This window comes from Leisingera thetidis (assembly GCF_025857195.1).
Taxonomy (GTDB): Bacteria; Pseudomonadota; Alphaproteobacteria; order Rhodobacterales; family Rhodobacteraceae; genus Leisingera; species Leisingera thetidis.
Window position 1 is genome coordinate 1,075,188 of the sequence record NZ_CP109787.1, and the last position, 18,426, is coordinate 1,093,613.

The window sequence follows — 18,426 nt, forward strand, 5'->3', positions numbered from 1 at the left end:
AAGATGAAAGGGCGCTGGCCATGAGGATTGCCTGTCCGCTCTGCGGTGAACGGGACCGCCGCGAATTTTATTACAAAGGCGCTGCTCTTGTGCGCCCGGCAGAGGACGCGGATCTGGATGCCTGGCATGAGTATGTGAACCTGCGGCAGAACCCTGCGGGGCCGCTGGACGAGCTGTGGTATCACGAGATGGGCTGCAATGCCTGGCTGCAGGTCACCCGCGATACTGCGAGCCATGAGGTTCTGGCCGTGCGGCTGGCCTCCGAGGCCGGACTGGGAGGCGAGACATGAGACTTCCCGGAAAAGGGCTGAACCAGGGCGCCAAGCCGGTCACTTTCGCCTTCAATGGCCGTCATATGATGGGGCTGGAGGGCGATACACTGGCCTCGGCTTTGCTGGCCAATGATGTGCATCTGGTGGGGCGCTCGTTCAAGTATCACCGCCCGCGCGGGGTGCTGACCGCGGGCAGCGAGGAGCCGAACGCGCTGGTCACCATCGGCACCGGCGGCCAGCAGGATCCTAATGTGCGGGCCACCCAGCAGGAGCTGTTCGAAGGGCTGGAGGCGCGCAGCCAGAACTGCTGGCCGTCGGTCGAGCGCGACGTGATGGCGCTGAACGATCTGGCGGCGCCGTTCTTTGGCGCGGGGTTCTACTACAAGACCTTCATGTGGCCGGCGGCGTTCTGGGAAAAGGTTTATGAGCCGCTGATCCGCAATGCCGCCGGTTTGGGCGCGCTGTCCGGCGAGGCGGACCAGGATCGCTATGAGAAAGCCTTTGCCTTCTGCGACGTGCTGGTGATCGGCTCGGGCCCTGCGGGTCTGATGGCTGCGCTGACGGCAGGCCGGGCCGGGGCGGATGTGATCCTGGCGGAGGAAGACAGCCGCATGGGCGGCCGCCTGCTGGCAGAGCGCGAGGAAATCGGCGGCAGGCCGGGCCATGAGTGGGCCGCAGAGGTGCTGGCCGAACTGGAGGGCATGGGCAATGTGCGGCTGATGACCCGCACCGCCGTCACCGGCGCCTATGACCAGGGCACTTTCGGAGCGCTGGAGCGGGTCTCGCACCACCTGCCGCGCCGCCATTCCCTGAAGGGCAGCCATTTGCCGCGCGAATGCTTCTGGCGGATTGCGGCCAGGCATGCGGTGCTGGCGGCGGGCGCGATCGAGCGCCCGGTGGCTTTCCGCAACAACGACCGTCCGGGCATCATGATGGCGGGCGCCGTGCGCGCCTATCTGAACCGCTGGGGCGTGGCGCCGGGCGAGCGGGTCACTGTCTTTGCCAACAACGACCAGGCGCACCAAACCGCGCGCGACCTGCATGATGCCGGCGTGCATATCGCGGCAGTGATCGACAGCCGCCACGAGGCGCCGGATGGCGGGCCGTATCAGGTGATCAAGGGCGCGCAGGTTTGCGGCTCTGCGGGCCGTCAGCGGATCGAGAGCATCACCGTGCGCTCGGTCAAGGGCGAGGAGAAGATCCAGACCGACTGCCTGGCGGTGTCCGGCGGCTGGAACCCCTCGGTGCATCTGACCTGCCATTTGAACAGCCGTCCGGCGTGGAACCGCGAGGCGCTGGCCTTTGTGCCCGCCGAGGGCGCGGTGCCGGGCATGGTTACTGCGGGCGCCTGCAATGGCACCTTCTCCACCGCGGGTGCGCTGCGTGAAGGCGCAGAGGCCGCGGCCAAGGTGCTGGAGGCGCTGGGCTTGAAATCCGCCGCCGCTGATCTGCCGCAGGCGGAGGACGATCCCTACCGTATCGCCGCATTGTGGGCGGTGCCGGGCAAGGGGCGCGCCTGGCTCGACTTCCAGAACGACGTCACCGTCAAGGATGTGAAGCAGGCCGCGGTGGAGAACTTCCGCTCGGTCGAGCATATGAAGCGCTATACCACTCAAGGGATGGCGACCGATCAGGGCAAGAACTCCAACGTTGCCGCCTTGGCTGTGCTGGCCGATGCGACCGGCCGGACAATCCCCGAGACCGGCACCACCACCTTCCGCCCGCCGTTTGTGCCGGTGTCCATCGGTGCAATGGGGGCAGGGGCCACCGATGAGGGGTTCAAGCCGCAGCGCTTCCTGACCTCGCACGCCGAGAGCGAGGCGCGCGGCGCGCATCAGCTGGAAGTGGGCCTGTGGTACCGAGCCGCCTATTATCCGAAACCGGGCGAGACCAATTGGCGCCAGTCCTGCGACCGGGAGGTCACACTGGTGCGCAAGGCGGTGGGCATCTGCGATGTCTCCACCCTGGGCAAGATCGACATTCAGGGCGCGGACGCGGGCAAGTTCCTGGATTTCCTCTACACCAACACCTTCAGCACGCTGAAGGTCGGCAAGGTCCGCTATGGGCTGATGCTGCGCGAGGATGGCTTCGTCATGGACGACGGCACCACCGCGCGGCTGGGGGATAGCCACTATGTCATGACCACCACGACTGCCGCGGCGGGGCAGGTGATGGCGCATATGGAGTACGTGTCCCAGGTGCTGCGCCCGGAATGGGACGTGCGGTTTACCTCGGTGACCGAGCAATGGGCGCAGTTTGCCGTTGCGGGGCCGAAGTCGCAGGAGCTGCTGAACGGCCTGCTGGACGAGGATGTGAACGCTGAGACCTGGCCCTTCATGGGCTGCGGCGAGGCGACCGTGCTGAGCGTCAAGGGGCGGCTGTTCCGGATCTCCTTCTCGGGCGAGCATGCGTATGAACTCGCCGTGCCTGCGCGCTATGGCGGGAGCCTGTACCGTGAGCTGCTGAAGCGGGCCGAGGCGATGGGCGGCGGTGCCTATGGCATGGAGGCGCTCAATGTGCTGCGGATCGAGAAGGGCCTGATTACCCATGCCGAGATCAACGGCACGGTGACCGCCTTTGATCTGGGTCTTCAGGGGATGATGTCCAAGAAGAAGGACTTCCTGGGCAAAGCCATGTCCACCCGGGAGGGGCTTATGGCCGAGGACCGGATGCGTCTGGTCGGCCTGAAACCCGTTGGTGCGGCGAAAGAGATCACCGCCGGTGCGCATCTGTTCACGCCGGGCGACCCGGTGGAGCGGATCTATGACCAGGGCTATGTGACCTCGGCCGGCTACTCGCCGACGCTGGGGCATCCGATCGGCCTTGCCTTCCTGAAGGAAGGGCCTGACCGGATCGGCGAGACCGTGCGACTGGTTGATCACATGCGCGGCGTCGATACCCTGTGCGAGATTGTTTCCCCTGTGTTCCTTGACCCCGAAGGAGAGCGTGTCCGTGGCTGACCTGATTGCAAAAAGCCCCTGCGAGGGGCTGCTGCCGGCAACCATCGGCGGCATGAGCCTGACCGAGGAGCATCCTGGTGCAATATGGGCCGTGGCGCCCTTCAAGGGTGAGCAGAAGGTGCTCAGCAAGGCGCTGGAGGCCGCCCATGGCATGGCGTTTCCGGCACCGAACCGCGCCACCGGCAAGGCGGGCAGCCGGGCTGTCTGGTTTGGCCGCGGCATGGCGCTGCTGATGGGGCCTGTGCCCGATGCCGGTCTGGCCAAACATGCGGCTCTGACGGATCAAAGCGATGCCTGGGCCGTCGTGCGATTGGACGGAGCAGAGGCCGAAAATGTGCTGGCGCGTCTGGTGCCGGTGGATCTGCGCGGCCAGGTGTTCAAGCGCGGCCACACGGTGCGCACTGAACTGAAGCACATGATGGCGTCGGTCACGCGCGTTGGCCCGCAGGCGTTTCAGATCATGGTGTTCCGCTCGATGGCGAAGACACTTGTGCATGATTTGAAAACAGCGATGGAAGCTGTCGCGGCGCGGGGGTAATCTTCGGGATCACCAACTGATTCCCGGAGCGCATCTATGATCCGCATCGCCCTTGCAGCCGCCTTGCTGGCGGCTCCGGCCTATGCTTCTGAAACCAAGGAAGAAAGCTGCAAATACCAGGGCCAGGTCATGGCCGCAGTGCAGCAGGCGCGGCTGGACCGGGTGAAGCAGGAAGAGGTGGAGCAGGCGATTCTGGACAGCGGTCCGGAATGGCCCGAAGCCTATTCCAAGGCGATCCCGCAGCTGACGGACCACGTTTACGCGATGAAGCGGCGCGACCTGAAGGACGCCGACCTTGGCGCATTGTTCGAACAGCAGTGCCTGCAGAACTGGGATCAGATCCAGGCGATGCAGAAACAGCTGAAGTCGAACTGACATGTCCCTGCCGCCCGGCTTTCTCGATGAACTGCGCACCCGCATCAGCATTTCTGATGTTGTCGGGCGCAAAGTCATGTGGGACCAGCGCAAGTCGCAGCCGGGCAAGGGCGACTTTTGGGGGCCATGCCCCTTCCACCACGAAAAGACCGCGTCCTTCCACGTCGAGGACCGGAAGGGCTTCTATTACTGCTTCGGCTGCCACGCCAAGGGCGACGCGCTGAAGTTTGTCCAGGAGACCGAGAATGTCGGTTTCATGGAGGCAGTGGAGATCCTGGCGGGCGAGGCGGGCATGGAAATGCCCAAGCGCGATCCCCGCGCGCAGGAGAAGCAGGACCGCCGGACGCTGCTGGCAGACGTGATGGAGCAGGCGGTGCAGTTCTTCCGCCTGCAGCTGAAAACCAATGCCGCGCAGGACGCCCGCGCCTATCTGCAGCGCCGCGGCCTGGCGCCGCCGGCGCTGGACCGCTGGGAGATCGGATTTGCCCCCGACGGCTGGCAGAACCTGTGGGACGGCTTGCGCGGCAAGAACGTGCCCGAGGATCTGATCATCGGGGCGGGCCTCGCCAAGCCCTCCAGCAAGGGCGGCAAACCTTATGACACCTTCCGCAACCGGATCATGTTCCCGATCCGCGATGCGCGCGGCCGGGCAATTGCTTTTGGCGGCCGTGCGATGGACCCGAACGACAATGCCAAATACCTGAACTCGCCCGAGACCGAGCTGTTCGACAAGGGCCGCAGCCTTTATAACCACGGGCCGGCACGGGCAGCCTCGGGGCGGGGCTCCACGCTGGTCGTGGCCGAAGGGTACATGGACGTGATCGCGCTGGCCGAAGGCGGCTTCCAGTCCTCCGTTGCGCCGCTGGGTACTGCAATCACCGAAAACCAGCTGCAGATGCTGTGGCGGATGTCGGACGAGCCGGTCATTGCGCTGGACGGCGACACCGCAGGGCTGCGCGCCGCCATGCGGCTGATCGACCTGGCGCTGCCGCTGCTGGAGGCGGGCAAGTCCCTGCGCTTTGCCATCATGCCCGAGGGCAAAGACCCAGACGACATGATCCGCAGCGAAGGCCCGCAGGCGGTGCAGGCGGTGCTGGATCAGGCGATGCCGATGGTCAGGCTGCTGTGGCAGCGCGAGACCGAAGGCAAGGTGTTCGACAGTCCTGAGCGCAAGGCGGCCCTGGACAAAAGCCTGCGCGAAAAGATCAAGCTGATCCGCGACCCGTCGATCCGCAAGCATTACGGCGACGACATCAAGGAGATGCGCTGGCAGCTGTTCCGCGGCAACCGGGGCGGCGGCGGCAGCAGTTTCCAGCAGCGTGGCACCCGCGGCGGCGGCTTCCGCGACGGGTCCCGCACGCCCTGGAAGCCGGGCAAGGGCTTTGGTCCGATCCCGCAGCCGCGCGCAACCACCCGTGCTTCGCTGGTGGCGGGTGCAGATGACGAATATTTTGCGGCGATGCGCGAGGCGGTGATCCTGGCCACGGCGATCATTACGCCGGCAGTGATCCCGGATTTCGAAACCAGCCTGGAGCGCCTGCAATGCGCCGACCCGGACCTGGCGGTGCTGCGTGATATGGTGCTGCGCCACGGCATCGACGCGCCGGAGCGCCTGCGTGAGGAAATCGACTGGTCTTTGGGGCCTCAGGCCCTTGAAAACCTGTTTGGCCTTCGCCATGTCGCAATTATCCCCTGCCTGCGCAAACCCGGTGATACCGAACTGGCCAGCATGACCCTGGCCGAGGAATTCGCAAAACTCGAAGCGCGGCGCGGGTTGGACGCGGAACTGGCAGAAGCCGAAGAGGATTTGGACGGCCTTGCCGATGAGGCGCTGACCTGGCGTCTGCGGCAGGCCGCCGAGGCCAAGAACAAAGCGGTGCGCAGCGAGAATGAGGACCAGGCGCAGTATGATGTGGGCAAGAATGGCGCACGGCTCAACCGGGATGAGCGCGATGCCTTTGGCGCCCTTTTGGACCGGATCGGCTTTTCCGAGAAGTGACGCAGATCGCCGGATTCTGCGTTTTGCTAAGGAAGAGCACAGGAAAATTGGGTAAACGGGGTGACGAATCAGGGAATCGCGCTAATGATTCGCGTGATTCGAATCGCCCCGCAGCCCCTGAGTAGGAGCAATGAATGGCCGCCAAAGACACCGACGACCGCAAACCTGACGATCAGGACGCCGAAATCTCCCTCGACATGAGCCAGACTCAGGTCAAGAAGATGATCGCGGAAGCCCGCGAAAAAGGCTACATCACCTACGATCAGCTCAATCAGGTTCTGCCGCCGGATCAGGTCAGCTCGGAACAGATCGAAGACGTGATGTCGATGCTCAGCGAGATGGGCATCAACATCATCGAGGACGAAGAGGCCGAGGAGGAAGAGAACAAGGGCACCACCGACCTTGTGACCACCGAAGGCCCGCGCGAGGTTGCCCTAGCCGGCGCCCAGACTGAAAAGCTGGACCGCACCGACGATCCGGTGCGCATGTACCTGCGCGAGATGGGCTCGGTCGAGCTGCTGAGCCGCGAAGGCGAGATTGCGATCGCGAAGCGCATTGAAGCCGGCCGCAACACCATGATCGCGGGGCTTTGCGAAAGCCCGCTGACCTTCCAGGCGATCACCATCTGGCATGACGAACTTCTGTCCGAGGACATCCTGCTGCGCGACGTCATCGATCTGGAGGCCACCTTCGGCAACCAGCTTGATGAAGACGGCGAAGCGGAAGAGCCGGTTGTCGATACCTCCGCTGTGCAGCCCGCCAAGCCGGTCAAGGACGAAGGCCCGGAACTGGACGCTGACGGCAACCCGATTTCCAGCGATGACGACGATGACGAGGATGATCAGGCCAACATGTCGCTGGCGGCGATGGAAGCGGCGCTCAAGGACCGGGTGCTGACCACGCTGGAGCGGATCTCGACGGACTTTGCCCAGCTTTCCGAGATGCAGGACAGCCGGATTTCCGCGACTTTGAACGAGGACGGCTCCTTCAGCACCCAGGACGAGGCGACTTACCAGTCGCTGCGCTCGGAAATCGTGCAGCTGGTGAACGGGCTGCACCTGCACAACAACCGTATCGAAGCGCTGATCGACCAGCTTTACGGCATCAACCGCCGGGTGATGCAGATTGACAGCTCGATGGTCAAACTGGCCGACCAGGCCCGTATCAACCGCCGCGAATTTGTGGACGCTTACCGAGGCCGTGAGCTGGACCCGAACTGGCTGGCGGAAATGGGCGAAAAGCCGGGCCGGGGCTGGCAGATGTTCATCGAACGCTCCACCGACAAGGTCGAGGAGCTGCGCGCCGACATGGCCCAGGTGGGCCAGTATGTCGGTCTCGACATCTCCGAATTCCGCCGCATCGTTCAGCAGGTTCAGAAGGGCGAGAAAGAAGCCCGCCAGGCCAAGAAGGAAATGGTCGAGGCCAACCTGCGCCTGGTGATCTCGATCGCCAAGAAATACACCAACCGCGGCCTGCAGTTCCTGGACCTGATCCAGGAGGGCAACATTGGCCTGATGAAGGCGGTGGACAAGTTCGAGTACCGCCGCGGCTACAAGTTCTCGACCTATGCGACCTGGTGGATCCGCCAGGCGATCACCCGGTCGATTGCCGACCAGGCCCGCACCATCCGTATCCCCGTGCACATGATCGAGACCATCAACAAGCTGGTCCGCACCGGCCGCCAGATGCTGCACGAGATCGGCCGCGAGCCGACCCCGGAGGAGCTGGCCGACAAGCTGCAGATGCCGCTGGAGAAGGTCCGCAAGGTGATGAAGATCGCCAAGGAGCCGATCAGCCTCGAAACCCCGATCGGGGACGAGGAAGATTCGCAGCTGGGCGATTTCATCGAAGACAAGAATGCCGTGCTGCCGCTCGACAGCGCCATTCAGGAAAACCTCAAGGAAACCACCACCCGCGTTCTGGCCTCGCTCACCCCGCGCGAGGAGCGGGTCCTGCGGATGCGCTTCGGCATCGGCATGAACACCGACCACACGCTGGAAGAAGTCGGCCAGCAGTTCAGCGTGACCCGCGAACGGATCCGCCAGATCGAGGCGAAGGCCTTGCGGAAACTGAAGCACCCCAGCCGCAGCCGCAAGCTGCGCAGCTTCCTGGATCAGTAATTTGGAGGGCGCCCCGCGGGGCGCCTTTTTTATCTGCGAGGGATCAATGGCGACGAACGAGTATTGGGCAAATCGAATTTTCTCTGAATACGTCAAGCTGCGGCAATCAACTGACAAGGTTTTTGTATCATACGGAGACTTGGCAGAAATGATTGGACGTAAAGGAGAGCACAGATTGCTGGGGGCTTCTCTCGATATGGTACGGGCGATCTGTGAGCGGGCGAAACTTCCCGACGTTGCAACTGTTGTAGTGGATCAACAGAGTTTAAGGTCAGGAGAGATAAAGCCATCGCCGAAAGCTCTAGAAAAGCACGGCGGTTGGCCCGGCCTGAGAGCAGAGCAGGGGCGTGTTTTGGCGTTTGATTGGAATGCGGTTGCAGTCGATAAAGTGATTGCCTGCAAGAGACAATGAGCGGTGGGAAACTCCCTGCAAACAAATACCAACCTCATCGTCTTCGACGGCGAATGCGTGCTGTGCTCCGGCTTTTTCCGCTTCATGCTGCGCCGTGACCGGGCGGGACGGTTTGCCTTTGCCACCGCGCAATCGCCGCTGGGGCAGCAGCTTTACCGCCAGCACGGGCTGCCCACGGAGAACTTCGAGACCAATCTGGTGATCGTCAATGGGTGCACCCATCAGCGGCTCGATGCCTTTGCAGCGGCGATGCGGGCGCTGCCCTGGCCGTGGCCTCTGCTGTCGCTGTGCCGGTTCCTGCCGGGATGGCTGAAGGACGCGCTCTATTTCAGCATCGCCCGCAACCGCTACCGGCTGTTCGGCCGCTTTGACAGCTGCATGATCCCCGGTCCGGAGCTCCGCGCCCGCTTCGCCGACGGGGGATATGGCGCATGAGGGACGCCTTTGGCGAAATCATTGCGGCGCAACAGCTTGAGGTGCCGCCAGCCCTGCTGCGGTTCCATGGCCAGCCGCCGGTGCGCAGCCAGGGACTGGTCACGGTCGAGGGCGGCAGCCGCTGGGCGCGGCTGCTGGCTGGTCTGGCAGGCTTTCCGCCGCCGATGCCGCGAACCCGCTTCCGGCTGGAGGTCGCCCCGCAGGGCGGCGGCCACATCTGGCAGCGCATTTTCGGCAAGTACCGGACCCGTTCGCATCTGCGGTTCGATCCCGGGAAGGGCAGGGCGGTGGAGCGCTTCGGACCCATAGAATTGGAGCTGACCGCCACGGCACAGCAAGGCGCGCTGGTGGTCTCGGTGGAAAAGGCGCGGCTGTTCGGCCTGCCGCTGCCTGCTGCGCTGTGCCCGCAAAGCGCTGCAATGGAATATGAAACCCCGGAGGGGCATCTCGGCTTCGACATCTCCGCCAGCCTGCCGCGCATCGGCCTGCTGGTGCGCTACAGTGGGTATCTCGTGCTGCCGGAGCTGGATCTCAGGCGTTAACCATTTGCTAACCCTGCCGTTGTCCGGCGCGGCGGCACTCCCTAAAATTGCAGTCATTGCCGTTCACGCCTTCCGGGGGGAAGAAAATGCCTGCACATACCGATCTGAACGAGGCGCTTGCCGCGCTGACGGACAAGCTCCGGTCGCTCAATGATCTGGTGACAGCCAACCAGTTCATGGTTGAAGCGCTGGCCAGACAGGGTGAGGAGCTGAAGCAGATGGACGGTGCCGGGACCAAGGACATGCTGCGCAGGCAGGCGCGGGCCAGGTTCCACCCGGACACTGGCACCGCCCCGAATGCCGCGGCACTGGCCATCCTGGAGGATGTGCTGAGCCTGCAGCAGGAGAGTGCCGAGATCATCCCGTTTCCGGCGCGGGCCTGAGGCGGTCCCAACACATCTGCGAGAGGCTGCAGCAAATCCGGCCTGCGCCACTTGGAGCAGGCGCAGGCTATCCCTATGTTGAAGCAAGCAAAGGGATATTTCCGAATGAAAAACTATATTTCTGCGCTGGGCCTGGTGTGTCTCACCGCCCTTCCCGCGACGGCCGGTGCCTTCACCACCAGCCGGGGCGTGCGGGTTCTGCCGGTCAGCGAAACGGTTTATGAGGTGGTGCCCCGCGGGGCTGGCGGAACCTGGGATTACTGGTGCGCCGCAGCGGAATATGCCCGCCGCGAGCTGGGTGCGGGTTGGACCGATCGTTTTTATGTGGTGCGCGGCCGGGACGTGAGCGTGACCACCGGGCGCCGTTCCTCGGTGCAGTTCACTCTTTACCCGGAGAGGGCAGGGGTGCCCGCAAAAACCGGCTGGCTGTCGCTGGGCTTCCGGCCGGGTGACAGCATGTCGGTGCAGCAGGGCTATGGCTACTGCGTGAACGAACCGGTGCTGTAAAAAGCCGGGAGCGGTCTGAATAGGCAGAAATGGCGGAACTCTGGCGTGCTGGCGGCTGCCGGCGGCGGGCCCCGGGGCGGGGCGAAGTCCGTCACGAGGAAGCGTTTTGCTGCGCGGGCAGCGCACGGCACTGTGACTCGCTTGTGTGTCAATTCTCCCTACCCTTTCGGATACCTGTCTGCCGGGCAGTGCAATCAAGTCTGAAAGGGGTCTGAAATGAAAGCCTCGGCAAGTGTCCTCACCCTCGCCTTTGCCCTTGCGCTGCCGGAAACAGCAGCGGCCTGGAATGACCGCCGGGCGGCGCATATCAATGCCGTCTCGCAGGATGTTTTTGAAGTCGTGCCCAAAATCGCGAGCGGCCGATTCTTCTGGTGCGCCGCGGCGGATCACGCGCAGCGGGTCCTGGCAGCGCCATGGACGGCAGATCTGTTTATCACCCGCGGCCTGGGGCGTAGTGCAACAACCGGCCGGGTGTCGGCGGTGCAGTTCACCCTGAATGCGGATTTGGCTCCGGCGGCAATCCATGGCAATATCAACAGCCTGCAGGCCGGCCAAAGCATGAGCGTTCAGCGGGCGTATGACTACTGCCACAGGCTGCCGGGGAAACCCTGATCCGGCGGCAGCCTGGCTCCAGGCTGCCGGAAACGGAAGGAGAAACAGATGACCGCACGAAATGCTGTATTGGCCGGCCTGGCCGGCGCGCTTCTTCTTCTGCCCGATGCGGGGTCAGCCTGGCGGGCAATGAACCGGCATGAGGTGCTGCCGGTGTCAGAAGGCGTCTGGGAGGTGGTTGCCAGGGTCGGTTCCGGCGCGCAGGACTACTGGTGCGGTATCGGCGATTTTGCCATCCGCCAGCTGCGGGCGCCGGTGAACCAGCGGATCTATGTGTGGCGCGGGGTAGGGCCTTCGGTCAACCGCCCCGGGCGCAAGGCGGTGCAATTTGCCTTCGGCCTGCCGCCGGGTGTCCCGGACAGATCCGCCAGCATATCTCTAAATGTGCGCGAGGCGGGCGACAACCTGATGGTTTCTTCGGCACAGACCTATTGCTATGACCGTTTGCCCGGCAGGGATCTCTGGCGCTGGTAATGCCTTGCGGCTTGTCTGGCCGGGCAGTTTCGGCCAGAACTGCCTCATGCATCAAGAGTTCACCATTCCGACGCGCGGTCAGGGGCTTTATGAATTCACCGGCAGCGTGCGGGCTTGGGCGGCAGGCAGCGGCCAGCGGGACGGGCTGCTGACGCTGTTTGTCCGCCACACCTCCTGTTCGCTGCTGATCCAGGAAAATGCCGACCCCGACGTGCAGACCGACCTGCGGGCGTTTTTTGCCCGGCTGGTGCCGCCCTCGAACCATCCGTCCATGGCCTACTTGCGCCACACCTACGAAGGCCCGGACGATATGCCGGCCCATATCAAGGCGGCAATGATGCCGGTGAGCCTGTCCATCCCGGTGACAGGAGGCGCGCCGGTGCTGGGCACCTGGCAAGGCATTTACCTGTTTGAGCACCGCGATGCCCCGCACCGGCGCAAGGTGGCAGCACACCTGGGGTGAACCTCTTTATCTAGCGGCGGGAAATCACCTCTACCCAAATTCTGGAGGGTCGCCTATAGTTGTGGATAACCGGGCGGATCCCGGCACTAAAAACAGACTGACAGGATTGAGGGAGCAGGCGGATGCGCTGCCCATTTTGCGGAAATATCGACACACAGGTCAAGGATTCACGTCCCGCCGAAGATCATGTTTCGATCCGGCGGCGCCGGTTCTGCCCGGCTTGCGGCGGCCGTTTCACCACCTATGAGCGGGTGCAGCTGCGCGATCTGGTGGTGATCAAGACCAACGGCAAGCGCGAGGATTTCGACCGCGACAAGCTGGAACGCTCGATCCGCATCTCGATGCAGAAACGCCCGATCGAGCCGGAGCGCATCGACCAGATGATCTCGGGCATCGTGCGGCGGCTGGAAAGCATGGGCGAGACCGACATCCCCTCCAAGAAGATCGGCGAGATCGTGATGGAGGCGCTGGCCCGGATCGACACCGTCGCCTATGTGCGCTTTGCCAGCGTCTACAAGAACTTCCAGGCAGCCGATGATTTCGAGGACTTTGTCCATGAACTGCGCCCGCCAGCAGCACCGGAAGAATAATGGACGCTGATCACCGTTTCATGGCGCTGGCGCTGTCCCTTGGGCGGCGCGGGCAGGGCAACTGCTGGCCGAACCCGGCGGTGGGCTGTGTCATCGTGCGCGATGGGCGTATCGCCGGCCGCGGCTGGACCAGGCCGGGCGGGCGCCCGCATGCCGAAACCGAAGCGCTGGCGCAGGCGGGTGAAACTGCGCGCGGCGCCACCGCCTATGTGACCTTGGAACCATGCGCGCACCAGGGCAAGACGCCGCCCTGTTCCCGGGCACTGATCGATGCTGGTGTGGCGCGCGTCGTGGCCGCTATCGAAGACAGCGATCCGCGGGTGTCAGGCCAGGGCTTCCAGATGCTGCGCGATGCCGGTGTCGAAGTGGTTTCCGGCGTCTGGGCTGCACAGGCCGCGCGTGACCATGCCGGGTTCTTCCTGAAGACCGAGCAGGGCCGCCCGCTGGTGACGCTGAAACTGGCCAGCAGTTTCGACGGGCGGATTGCCACCGGCTCCGGGCAAAGCAAATGGATCACCGGCCGGAAGGCGCGCCGCGCCGTGCATGCGATGCGCGCGCGCCATGACGCGGTGATGGTCGGCGGCGGCACCGCCCGCGCCGATGACCCGTCGCTGACGGTGCGTGATCTGGGGGTGGAGCACCAGCCCGTGCGGGTGGTTATTTCGCGCCATCTGGACCTGCCGCTGATGGGCCAGTTGGCCCGCACCGCCAGGCAGGTTCCGGTCTGGCTGTGCCATGGCCACGGCGCCGATCATGAGCGGATTCAGGCCTGGGAAGGGCTGGGCGCCAGGCTGATCCCCTGTGCCTCGCACGGGGTGCAGCTGGACGCGGCGGATGTGCTGCAGCAGCTCGGGGCAGCGGGCCTTACCCGCGTGTTCTGCGAAGGCGGCAGCGCGCTGGCAGCGTCGCTTCTGGCGTTTGATCTGGTGGATGAGCTGATCGGCTTCACAGCCGGGCTCGGCATCGGCGCCGAAGGGCTGCCGTCGATCGGCGCGCTCGGCATCGGGCGGCTGGAGGAAGCACCGCGCTTCGAGCTGGTTGAAACCCGGCCCATCGGCAAGGACATCCTGCACCGCTGGACCCGCGCGCTGCGCTGATACGCTTTGCGCTTTTTGGTTGAGCGGAGTTTTCCCGCCTGGCGCTGCAGCGCAACTGGTGGCGGTCAGCGCCAGAGATGGGCGTAGGTGGCAAACAGACCCTGCAGCTTGGACAGCAGCCTGTTGCCGAGCCCAGGATGCGGCAGGCGGCCCTCGCGCAAGCGCATCACCGCCACTTCTGCCGGGCAGGGCTGGCCCGTGACGGGATCGAAATAGCGCGGGTAGTCGATCAGCGCCGCATGGGCCAGGCCCAAGAGCGGCACCGGCGCCCGCCGCCAGGGCGGTACCGGTGCCAGGTCCGCAGTCAGGCCCCAGCCGGCATAGAACGGGGTTCCCAGCGTCGTCACCGGGATACCGCGCAAGAGTGCCTCGAAGCCCAGCAGAGAGGTCATTGTCCAGACCTCCTGCACCTCGCCAAGCAACGCCATCGGATCCGTATGGGGTGCCACAGCATCCGCCAGCCCCTCTGCCGCAATGCCGCCCTTGCGCAGGCCGGCCTCCACATCGGGGTGCGGCTTGTAGATGATCACCGCGTCCGGGTTGGCTTTCCGCGCGGCGCGCAGAAGGTCCAGGTTGGTCCGAACCTCTGCAGCGCCGCAAAGAATTGAGGCATCGTCCTCCACCTGGCCCGGCACCAGAATCCGATGGCCTTCGGGAAGGGCAGGGGCAGTGCCGCCGAGATTGTATTTCGAGACGCCGTCCCGAACCAGGGACCGCACCAGGCGTTCGGCCCGCAATTCCTCGGCCTGGGTCATCTCCGCGCGGCGAGCGATCAGCGTATCGAGATCCGACGGCTGGCGCGGGTCGTAGTAGATCCCGCGGGTGTCGGTCACCAGCGACAGCGGCGGCACCAGTTCCGCGCCCAGACCGCGCGAGCGCAGAAAACCGTCCTCCACCCTGACCGCGCCGGCATGCGCCTCGCTTGCCCTGCCGGCCCAGACCATCCGGCGGCGGCCGCCCTTATCCGCCTTTGCGGGATCGCCGGTGAACGCCACCCGCTTTTCGGAGCCAAAGAACTTCTGCAGCGGTTTGCGCTTCCACATCCGCATGCCCGAGGCTGACCAGCCGCCGTGGTCCTGCCGCCAGGCCCGCACCCGCGCCTCCAGGTTGTCCAGCACCGTTTCCAGCCCGCACAGTTCATCACGGAACGGATCGTACCACTTCGGATAGAGGATCATTGCCGCGGCAAACAGCTGCGCCCGCGTCAGCCGCCGCTGTCGGCGCGCAGGCGGCGCGTCGTCAACACTCAGCCCCCAGCCCGCATAAAACGGCTGGCCGAAAACCCGCGGCCTGTGGCCGGCCAGGATGGCCTCGAACCCCAGCTGCGAGGAGACGGTGTAGACGCCCACCGCGCCCTCCAGCAGCGCCCAGGGCGAGACGCTGGCGGTGAACAGCTCGACCCGCCCCTGCGCATCCCCGGCGCCGTAATAGCCCGCCCGGTAGCCGCGCAATGTCTCGGGGTGGGTTTTGATCAGCACCCGCGCGCCGGGGTGTTCCTCCTGGGCAAAGGCCAGCATTTCCAGAAACCGCGCCCGGTCGGCGCGCGACGCAGTGACGGAGGCATCGTTCCGCGCCTGATCCGCCACCAGCACATAGCCGGGCTCCGGCACCGGGCTCTCAGGGTCAAAGGCGTTGTACTTGCTGAGATGCGCAGCCTTGAGGCGGGCAATGGCATCGCGCGCCCGGCGCATCAGATCGGCGTCATCCAGCGGATGGCCGGCCAGAAGCTGTTCCAGATCCGAGGGCGTGGCGGCATCGAAATGCACGCCGGCCCGGTCCAGCAGCAGCCCTGCGGGCGGCTCGCCGGCGCGCCCGGGATGGAGCGAGCGCAGAAACGCATCCTCTGCCCTGAGCAGCCCGCAGCCGCGCCGCTTTGCCACCGCAAGGCCCCGGTGCGCAGTGGGGGAGGCGCCCCAGATGCCGACCAGATCCTGCGGCCGCGGCAGGCCCAGCCGGATATCATAGCCGGCCAGCTGCAGGATCCGCCGCACCCGGCGCTGGGTCAGAAAGCCGCCGTTGTATACAAAAAGCCGGGACGCATCGCTCCCGGCTTCCTGCTGGCCTGTACTCAGGCGCATGCTGTCCTAGCCGCCGTCAAGCGCGGTGGAGACGCTGGACAGCGAGCCCACCGGGGTCACGAGCAGCGAGATGGTTTTGGTCCATTGGGTGTAGGGCGCCTCGGTGACATAGAGCGTGTCATCATCGCGGATCACGAAATCGCGGGCGACAAACAAGCCGTTCGGCTGGGTCAGGTTCAGCACGTAGACCAAACGCTGCGCGCCGATCAGATCGTCGCGGCCAAGAACCTGATTGGCAATCTCGGCCGGCTCATTGCGCAGCACAAAGACGCCTGTCGGGTCCGAGGCGGAGGAGATCAGGCCGCCGACCTGGGCAATGGCTTCCAGGGCTGACAGGTCCTGGCTTTCAAACGGCACCCGCGCCTGGGCCGAAGTCGCCCCCAAAGCGGTGAAGGAACGGGTGTCTTCTTCAACCAGAATGCGGTCGCCGCCGCGCAGGGCCACATCCAGCTCCGGATGGTCGAACAGGTCCTGGAACCAGATCTTGCCCTTTTCCTGGCCGCGGATCACGGTGACCTGGGCAATTTCCGGCTGGATTGTCACCCCGCCGGCCTGGGCCAGCATGGATGACAGGGTCCGGGTCGGGCGTTCGATCGGATAGACACCCTGGCCGCCCACAGCGCCGGTCAGGCTGACGGTGGCGCCGTCGCCCGCCAGGCGGCGCACCTGCACCTGCGGGTCGGGGGTCTGGTCTTCCAGTTTCTTGGTGATGGTCTCGCGCAGCTGCTCCGGCGTGTTGCCCGAGGCGCGCAGGCGGCCTGCGTAAGGCACAAAGATGTAGCCGGCACTGTCGACCTGCACCTCTTCCAGCACGGTGGAGTTGGTGGCCTCGGCCGCCAGCAGCCCGTCATCCACGTTTTCCCAGACCGTCAGCCCGAGCACGTCGCCCGGCCGGATGGTGTCCGAGGTCAGCTTGCCCGCAGAGGTGAAGCCGGAGGAAAAGCCAAGGGCCGGCACAACAGCTGTGGCGCGCGCGACGCGGTCGTTGACGGAGACGATGAAGGCATCGCCTTCCCGCTGCACGGAACCGGCAAAGATCTGGCGCTTGCTGGGGCCGACTTTGGGCAGGCCGCAAGAGGCCGCAAGGGCCAATGCCGCCAGCATGGCCACCGGACGCGCCCAGCGGAGGGGAACGGATTTCACTGCTCGGTCTCCTCGACCAATTATTGTTTGCCTCAAGTTTTACCGGCAACCTAACCGGCCAGCGGGATAAAATCCAGTCTTTGGGCCATCCGGCGTCAGGTCACCAGGCGCAACTGTTGCCGCGGTGCCGCTGTGCCCAGGCGCAGCGCATCATAGGGATCGTCAGGTGCCAGCATCATGTCGGCCACCTGGCGCAGCAGCTGGCGGCGCCCGTCGCGGGAATAATAGCCGCCAGGCACTTGCGAGGTTTCAAGCAGGAACCGCCGGTAATCCTTGTAGGCGCGGCTGTCGGGGCGGCAGGCCGCGGCAAAGAATTCCGCCAGCGGCTGCTCCGAGACAAATTCCGGCTTGCCATAGACCGCGCGCCCGAACACCCGCAAGGGGATGCCGCGCCACAGCACCTGCTGGCCGGCGGTGGAGTTGACGGTCACCGCGGTGCGGGCCTCGTTCAAAAGCTGCGCCAGCTTGCCGCCGCGCACATAATGCACCCGGCCGGCGATGCCATGCTCCCGCGCCAGCCGCCGCAGCGTGCGGCGCACCTGGGCGCGGCCGTCTTCCAGCGGGTGCGCCTTGATCACCAGGTGATGATGGCGCGGGGCGCCTGCGGCAAAGCCGCCGATCACCTCCGCCAGGAAATCGCGCATGCTGCTGAAGGGGGAGTGCATCTGGAACGAACTGTCATGCTCCAGCTGCAGCAACGCCAGATGGTAGGGGAAGCCGCCGCTGCGGATGCGCCGCTCCGCCAGCCGCCGTTCCAGGGCCTGGGCGGGCATCAGCAGCAAGCGCTTGAGGTAAAGCTGGAATTCCTTGGTCACCGGCAGCGCCCGGTGCGGCCGGAAGTTGCGGTACCTGCGGTTCCGGAACATGACGAACCAGTGATAGAGCGCGCCGTAGAACACATGCTGGCGCATGTCGCCCCAATGCGCAGGCGGCAGCTGCGCTTCCATGTCCGACCGCGCCAGCGCCTGCTGCATCTCGGGGACCGTCATGTCCATCAGCCGCGAATGGCCATTGGCGCCGCCGCGCTCATAGGTCACCCAGTAGGGGCGCAGGTAGCCTTCCTCGAAAACATGCACGGTGAGGCCGCGCTGCCGCGCCGCCGCCACTGCGGTCGCATGAATGGGGCGGGTATCGCCATAGATCACAATGTCGGTGATGCCGCGGCTTTCCAGCAGCCCGGCGAGCACCTCCGGCCACTCCTGCTGGCAGCCGGTGAAGGGAATGTAGCTGTCCCGGCGGCGCCAGAACGCCTGGTCGCCGGCATTGAACCCCACCCGCGCAACCTCGCATCCCGCCGCCTGCAGCATCCGGCCAAGGGCAGCAAAAAACGGACCGTGCGGGCCTTGCAGGAACAGGAAGCGGCGGGAGTTCATCGGGCGGTTCGGCATCTCTGAGGCAAGAATAATGGCGGCAATCTCAAGAAGGG

19 protein-coding genes are annotated in these 18,426 nt (G+C 65.1%); 16 read left to right on the plus strand and 3 right to left on the minus strand.

What is annotated here, in order from left to right; genetic code table 11:
- Positions 1-20 precede the first annotated feature (20 nt).
- The 16 genes from OKQ63_RS05105 (at position 21) to ribD (ending at position 13,779) form a co-directional block, all read left to right on the plus strand.
- On the plus strand, positions 21-290 hold the full coding sequence (locus OKQ63_RS05105) for a sarcosine oxidase subunit delta (RefSeq protein WP_264212883.1): 270 nt from the start codon (positions 21-23) through the stop codon (positions 288-290).
- Complete coding sequence (locus OKQ63_RS05110; protein ID WP_264212884.1) at positions 287-3,232, plus strand: sarcosine oxidase subunit alpha family protein; 2,946 nt, start codon at positions 287-289, stop codon at positions 3,230-3,232. Before OKQ63_RS05105 ends, OKQ63_RS05110 begins: the two co-directional genes overlap by 4 nt.
- Positions 3,225-3,770 (plus strand): sarcosine oxidase subunit gamma, encoded by a 546-nt coding sequence (locus OKQ63_RS05115; protein WP_264212885.1) that lies wholly within the window; start codon positions 3,225-3,227, stop codon positions 3,768-3,770. Before OKQ63_RS05110 ends, OKQ63_RS05115 begins: the two co-directional genes overlap by 8 nt.
- A gap of 36 nt (positions 3,771-3,806) precedes the next feature.
- A complete protein-coding gene (locus OKQ63_RS05120) occupies positions 3,807-4,145 on the plus strand; it encodes a hypothetical protein (RefSeq protein ID WP_264212886.1) in 339 nt (112 codons plus the stop codon).
- A gap of 1 nt (position 4,146) precedes the next feature.
- Positions 4,147-6,144, plus strand: coding sequence for a DNA primase (gene dnaG, locus OKQ63_RS05125; protein WP_264212887.1), 1,998 nt, complete (start codon positions 4,147-4,149; stop codon positions 6,142-6,144).
- Between the two features lie 134 nt (positions 6,145-6,278).
- On the plus strand, positions 6,279-8,264 hold the full coding sequence (gene rpoD, locus OKQ63_RS05130; RefSeq protein WP_264212888.1) for an RNA polymerase sigma factor RpoD: 1,986 nt from the start codon (positions 6,279-6,281) through the stop codon (positions 8,262-8,264).
- A 46-nt stretch (positions 8,265-8,310) separates the two neighbouring features.
- On the plus strand, positions 8,311-8,676 hold the full coding sequence (locus OKQ63_RS05135; protein WP_264212889.1) for a hypothetical protein: 366 nt from the start codon (positions 8,311-8,313) through the stop codon (positions 8,674-8,676).
- A gap of 3 nt (positions 8,677-8,679) precedes the next feature.
- The gene (locus tag OKQ63_RS05140) at positions 8,680-9,111 is read left to right on the plus strand and encodes a thiol-disulfide oxidoreductase DCC family protein (protein WP_264212890.1); all 432 of its coding nucleotides are present in this window, start codon (positions 8,680-8,682) and stop codon (positions 9,109-9,111) included.
- Positions 9,108-9,653, plus strand: a complete 546-nt coding sequence (locus tag OKQ63_RS05145) for a DUF4166 domain-containing protein (RefSeq protein ID WP_264212891.1) — start codon at positions 9,108-9,110, stop codon at positions 9,651-9,653. Before OKQ63_RS05140 ends, OKQ63_RS05145 begins: the two co-directional genes overlap by 4 nt.
- 86 nt (positions 9,654-9,739) lie before the next feature.
- The gene (locus OKQ63_RS05150) at positions 9,740-10,036 is read left to right on the plus strand and encodes a hypothetical protein (protein ID WP_264212892.1); all 297 of its coding nucleotides are present in this window, start codon (positions 9,740-9,742) and stop codon (positions 10,034-10,036) included.
- 105 nt (positions 10,037-10,141) lie between these two features.
- Complete coding sequence (locus OKQ63_RS05155) at positions 10,142-10,543, plus strand: hypothetical protein (protein WP_264212893.1); 402 nt, start codon at positions 10,142-10,144, stop codon at positions 10,541-10,543.
- Positions 10,544-10,759: 216 nt separating this feature from the next.
- Positions 10,760-11,155, plus strand: coding sequence for a hypothetical protein (locus tag OKQ63_RS05160; protein WP_264212894.1), 396 nt, complete (start codon positions 10,760-10,762; stop codon positions 11,153-11,155).
- A gap of 48 nt (positions 11,156-11,203) precedes the next feature.
- A complete protein-coding gene (locus OKQ63_RS05165) occupies positions 11,204-11,629 on the plus strand; it encodes a hypothetical protein (protein WP_264212895.1) in 426 nt (141 codons plus the stop codon).
- A gap of 46 nt (positions 11,630-11,675) precedes the next feature.
- The gene (locus tag OKQ63_RS05170; protein ID WP_264212896.1) at positions 11,676-12,092 is read left to right on the plus strand and encodes a secondary thiamine-phosphate synthase enzyme YjbQ; all 417 of its coding nucleotides are present in this window, start codon (positions 11,676-11,678) and stop codon (positions 12,090-12,092) included.
- Positions 12,093-12,214: 122 nt separating this feature from the next.
- Positions 12,215-12,682, plus strand: coding sequence for a transcriptional regulator NrdR (gene nrdR, locus OKQ63_RS05175; RefSeq protein WP_058284344.1), 468 nt, complete (start codon positions 12,215-12,217; stop codon positions 12,680-12,682).
- A 20-nt stretch (positions 12,683-12,702) separates the two neighbouring features.
- Entirely contained in the window at positions 12,703-13,779 is a 1,077-nt protein-coding gene (gene ribD / locus OKQ63_RS05180) for a bifunctional diaminohydroxyphosphoribosylaminopyrimidine deaminase/5-amino-6-(5-phosphoribosylamino)uracil reductase RibD (RefSeq protein ID WP_264213879.1), read from the plus strand.
- 65 nt (positions 13,780-13,844) lie between these two features.
- Here the strand turns inward: ribD and OKQ63_RS05185 are convergent, their stop codons facing one another.
- The 3 genes from OKQ63_RS05185 to OKQ63_RS05195 form a co-directional block, all read right to left on the minus strand.
- On the minus strand, positions 13,845-15,857 hold the full coding sequence (locus OKQ63_RS05185) for a capsule polysaccharide biogenesis protein (protein ID WP_264212897.1): 2,013 nt from the start codon (positions 15,855-15,857) through the stop codon (positions 13,845-13,847).
- A 6-nt stretch (positions 15,858-15,863) separates the two neighbouring features.
- Complete coding sequence (locus OKQ63_RS05190) at positions 15,864-17,000, minus strand: polysaccharide biosynthesis/export family protein (protein WP_264212898.1); 1,137 nt, start codon at positions 16,998-17,000, stop codon at positions 15,864-15,866.
- A gap of 95 nt (positions 17,001-17,095) precedes the next feature.
- Positions 17,096-18,373 (minus strand): capsule polysaccharide biogenesis protein, encoded by a 1,278-nt coding sequence (locus tag OKQ63_RS05195; protein ID WP_434086037.1) that lies wholly within the window; start codon positions 18,371-18,373, stop codon positions 17,096-17,098.
- Positions 18,374-18,426: the final 53 nt, after the last annotated feature.

What these genes read in the sequence shown, in the direction of transcription:
- OKQ63_RS05105 (WP_264212883.1), top strand. Translation starts at nt 21, where the DNA reads ATGAGGATTGCCTGTCCGCTCTGCGGTGAACGGGACCGCCGCGAATTT.
- OKQ63_RS05110 (WP_264212884.1), top strand. Translation starts at nt 287, where the DNA reads ATGAGACTTCCCGGAAAAGGGCTGAACCAGGGCGCCAAGCCGGTCACT.
- OKQ63_RS05120 (WP_264212886.1), top strand. Translation starts at nt 3,807, where the DNA reads ATGATCCGCATCGCCCTTGCAGCCGCCTTGCTGGCGGCTCCGGCCTAT.
- dnaG (WP_264212887.1), top strand. Translation starts at nt 4,147, where the DNA reads ATGTCCCTGCCGCCCGGCTTTCTCGATGAACTGCGCACCCGCATCAGC.
- rpoD (WP_264212888.1), top strand. Translation starts at nt 6,279, where the DNA reads ATGGCCGCCAAAGACACCGACGACCGCAAACCTGACGATCAGGACGCC.
- OKQ63_RS05135 (WP_264212889.1), top strand. Translation starts at nt 8,311, where the DNA reads ATGGCGACGAACGAGTATTGGGCAAATCGAATTTTCTCTGAATACGTC.
- OKQ63_RS05145 (WP_264212891.1), top strand. Translation starts at nt 9,108, where the DNA reads ATGAGGGACGCCTTTGGCGAAATCATTGCGGCGCAACAGCTTGAGGTG.
- OKQ63_RS05150 (WP_264212892.1), top strand. Translation starts at nt 9,740, where the DNA reads ATGCCTGCACATACCGATCTGAACGAGGCGCTTGCCGCGCTGACGGAC.
- OKQ63_RS05155 (WP_264212893.1), top strand. Translation starts at nt 10,142, where the DNA reads ATGAAAAACTATATTTCTGCGCTGGGCCTGGTGTGTCTCACCGCCCTT.
- OKQ63_RS05160 (WP_264212894.1), top strand. Translation starts at nt 10,760, where the DNA reads ATGAAAGCCTCGGCAAGTGTCCTCACCCTCGCCTTTGCCCTTGCGCTG.
- OKQ63_RS05165 (WP_264212895.1), top strand. Translation starts at nt 11,204, where the DNA reads ATGACCGCACGAAATGCTGTATTGGCCGGCCTGGCCGGCGCGCTTCTT.
- OKQ63_RS05170 (WP_264212896.1), top strand. Translation starts at nt 11,676, where the DNA reads ATGCATCAAGAGTTCACCATTCCGACGCGCGGTCAGGGGCTTTATGAA.
- nrdR (WP_058284344.1), top strand. Translation starts at nt 12,215, where the DNA reads ATGCGCTGCCCATTTTGCGGAAATATCGACACACAGGTCAAGGATTCA.
- ribD (WP_264213879.1), top strand. Translation starts at nt 12,703, where the DNA reads ATGGCGCTGGCGCTGTCCCTTGGGCGGCGCGGGCAGGGCAACTGCTGG.
- OKQ63_RS05185 (WP_264212897.1), bottom strand. Translation starts at nt 15,857, where the DNA reads ATGCGCCTGAGTACAGGCCAGCAGGAAGCCGGGAGCGATGCGTCCCGG.
- OKQ63_RS05195 (WP_434086037.1), bottom strand. Translation starts at nt 18,373, where the DNA reads ATGAACTCCCGCCGCTTCCTGTTCCTGCAAGGCCCGCACGGTCCGTTT.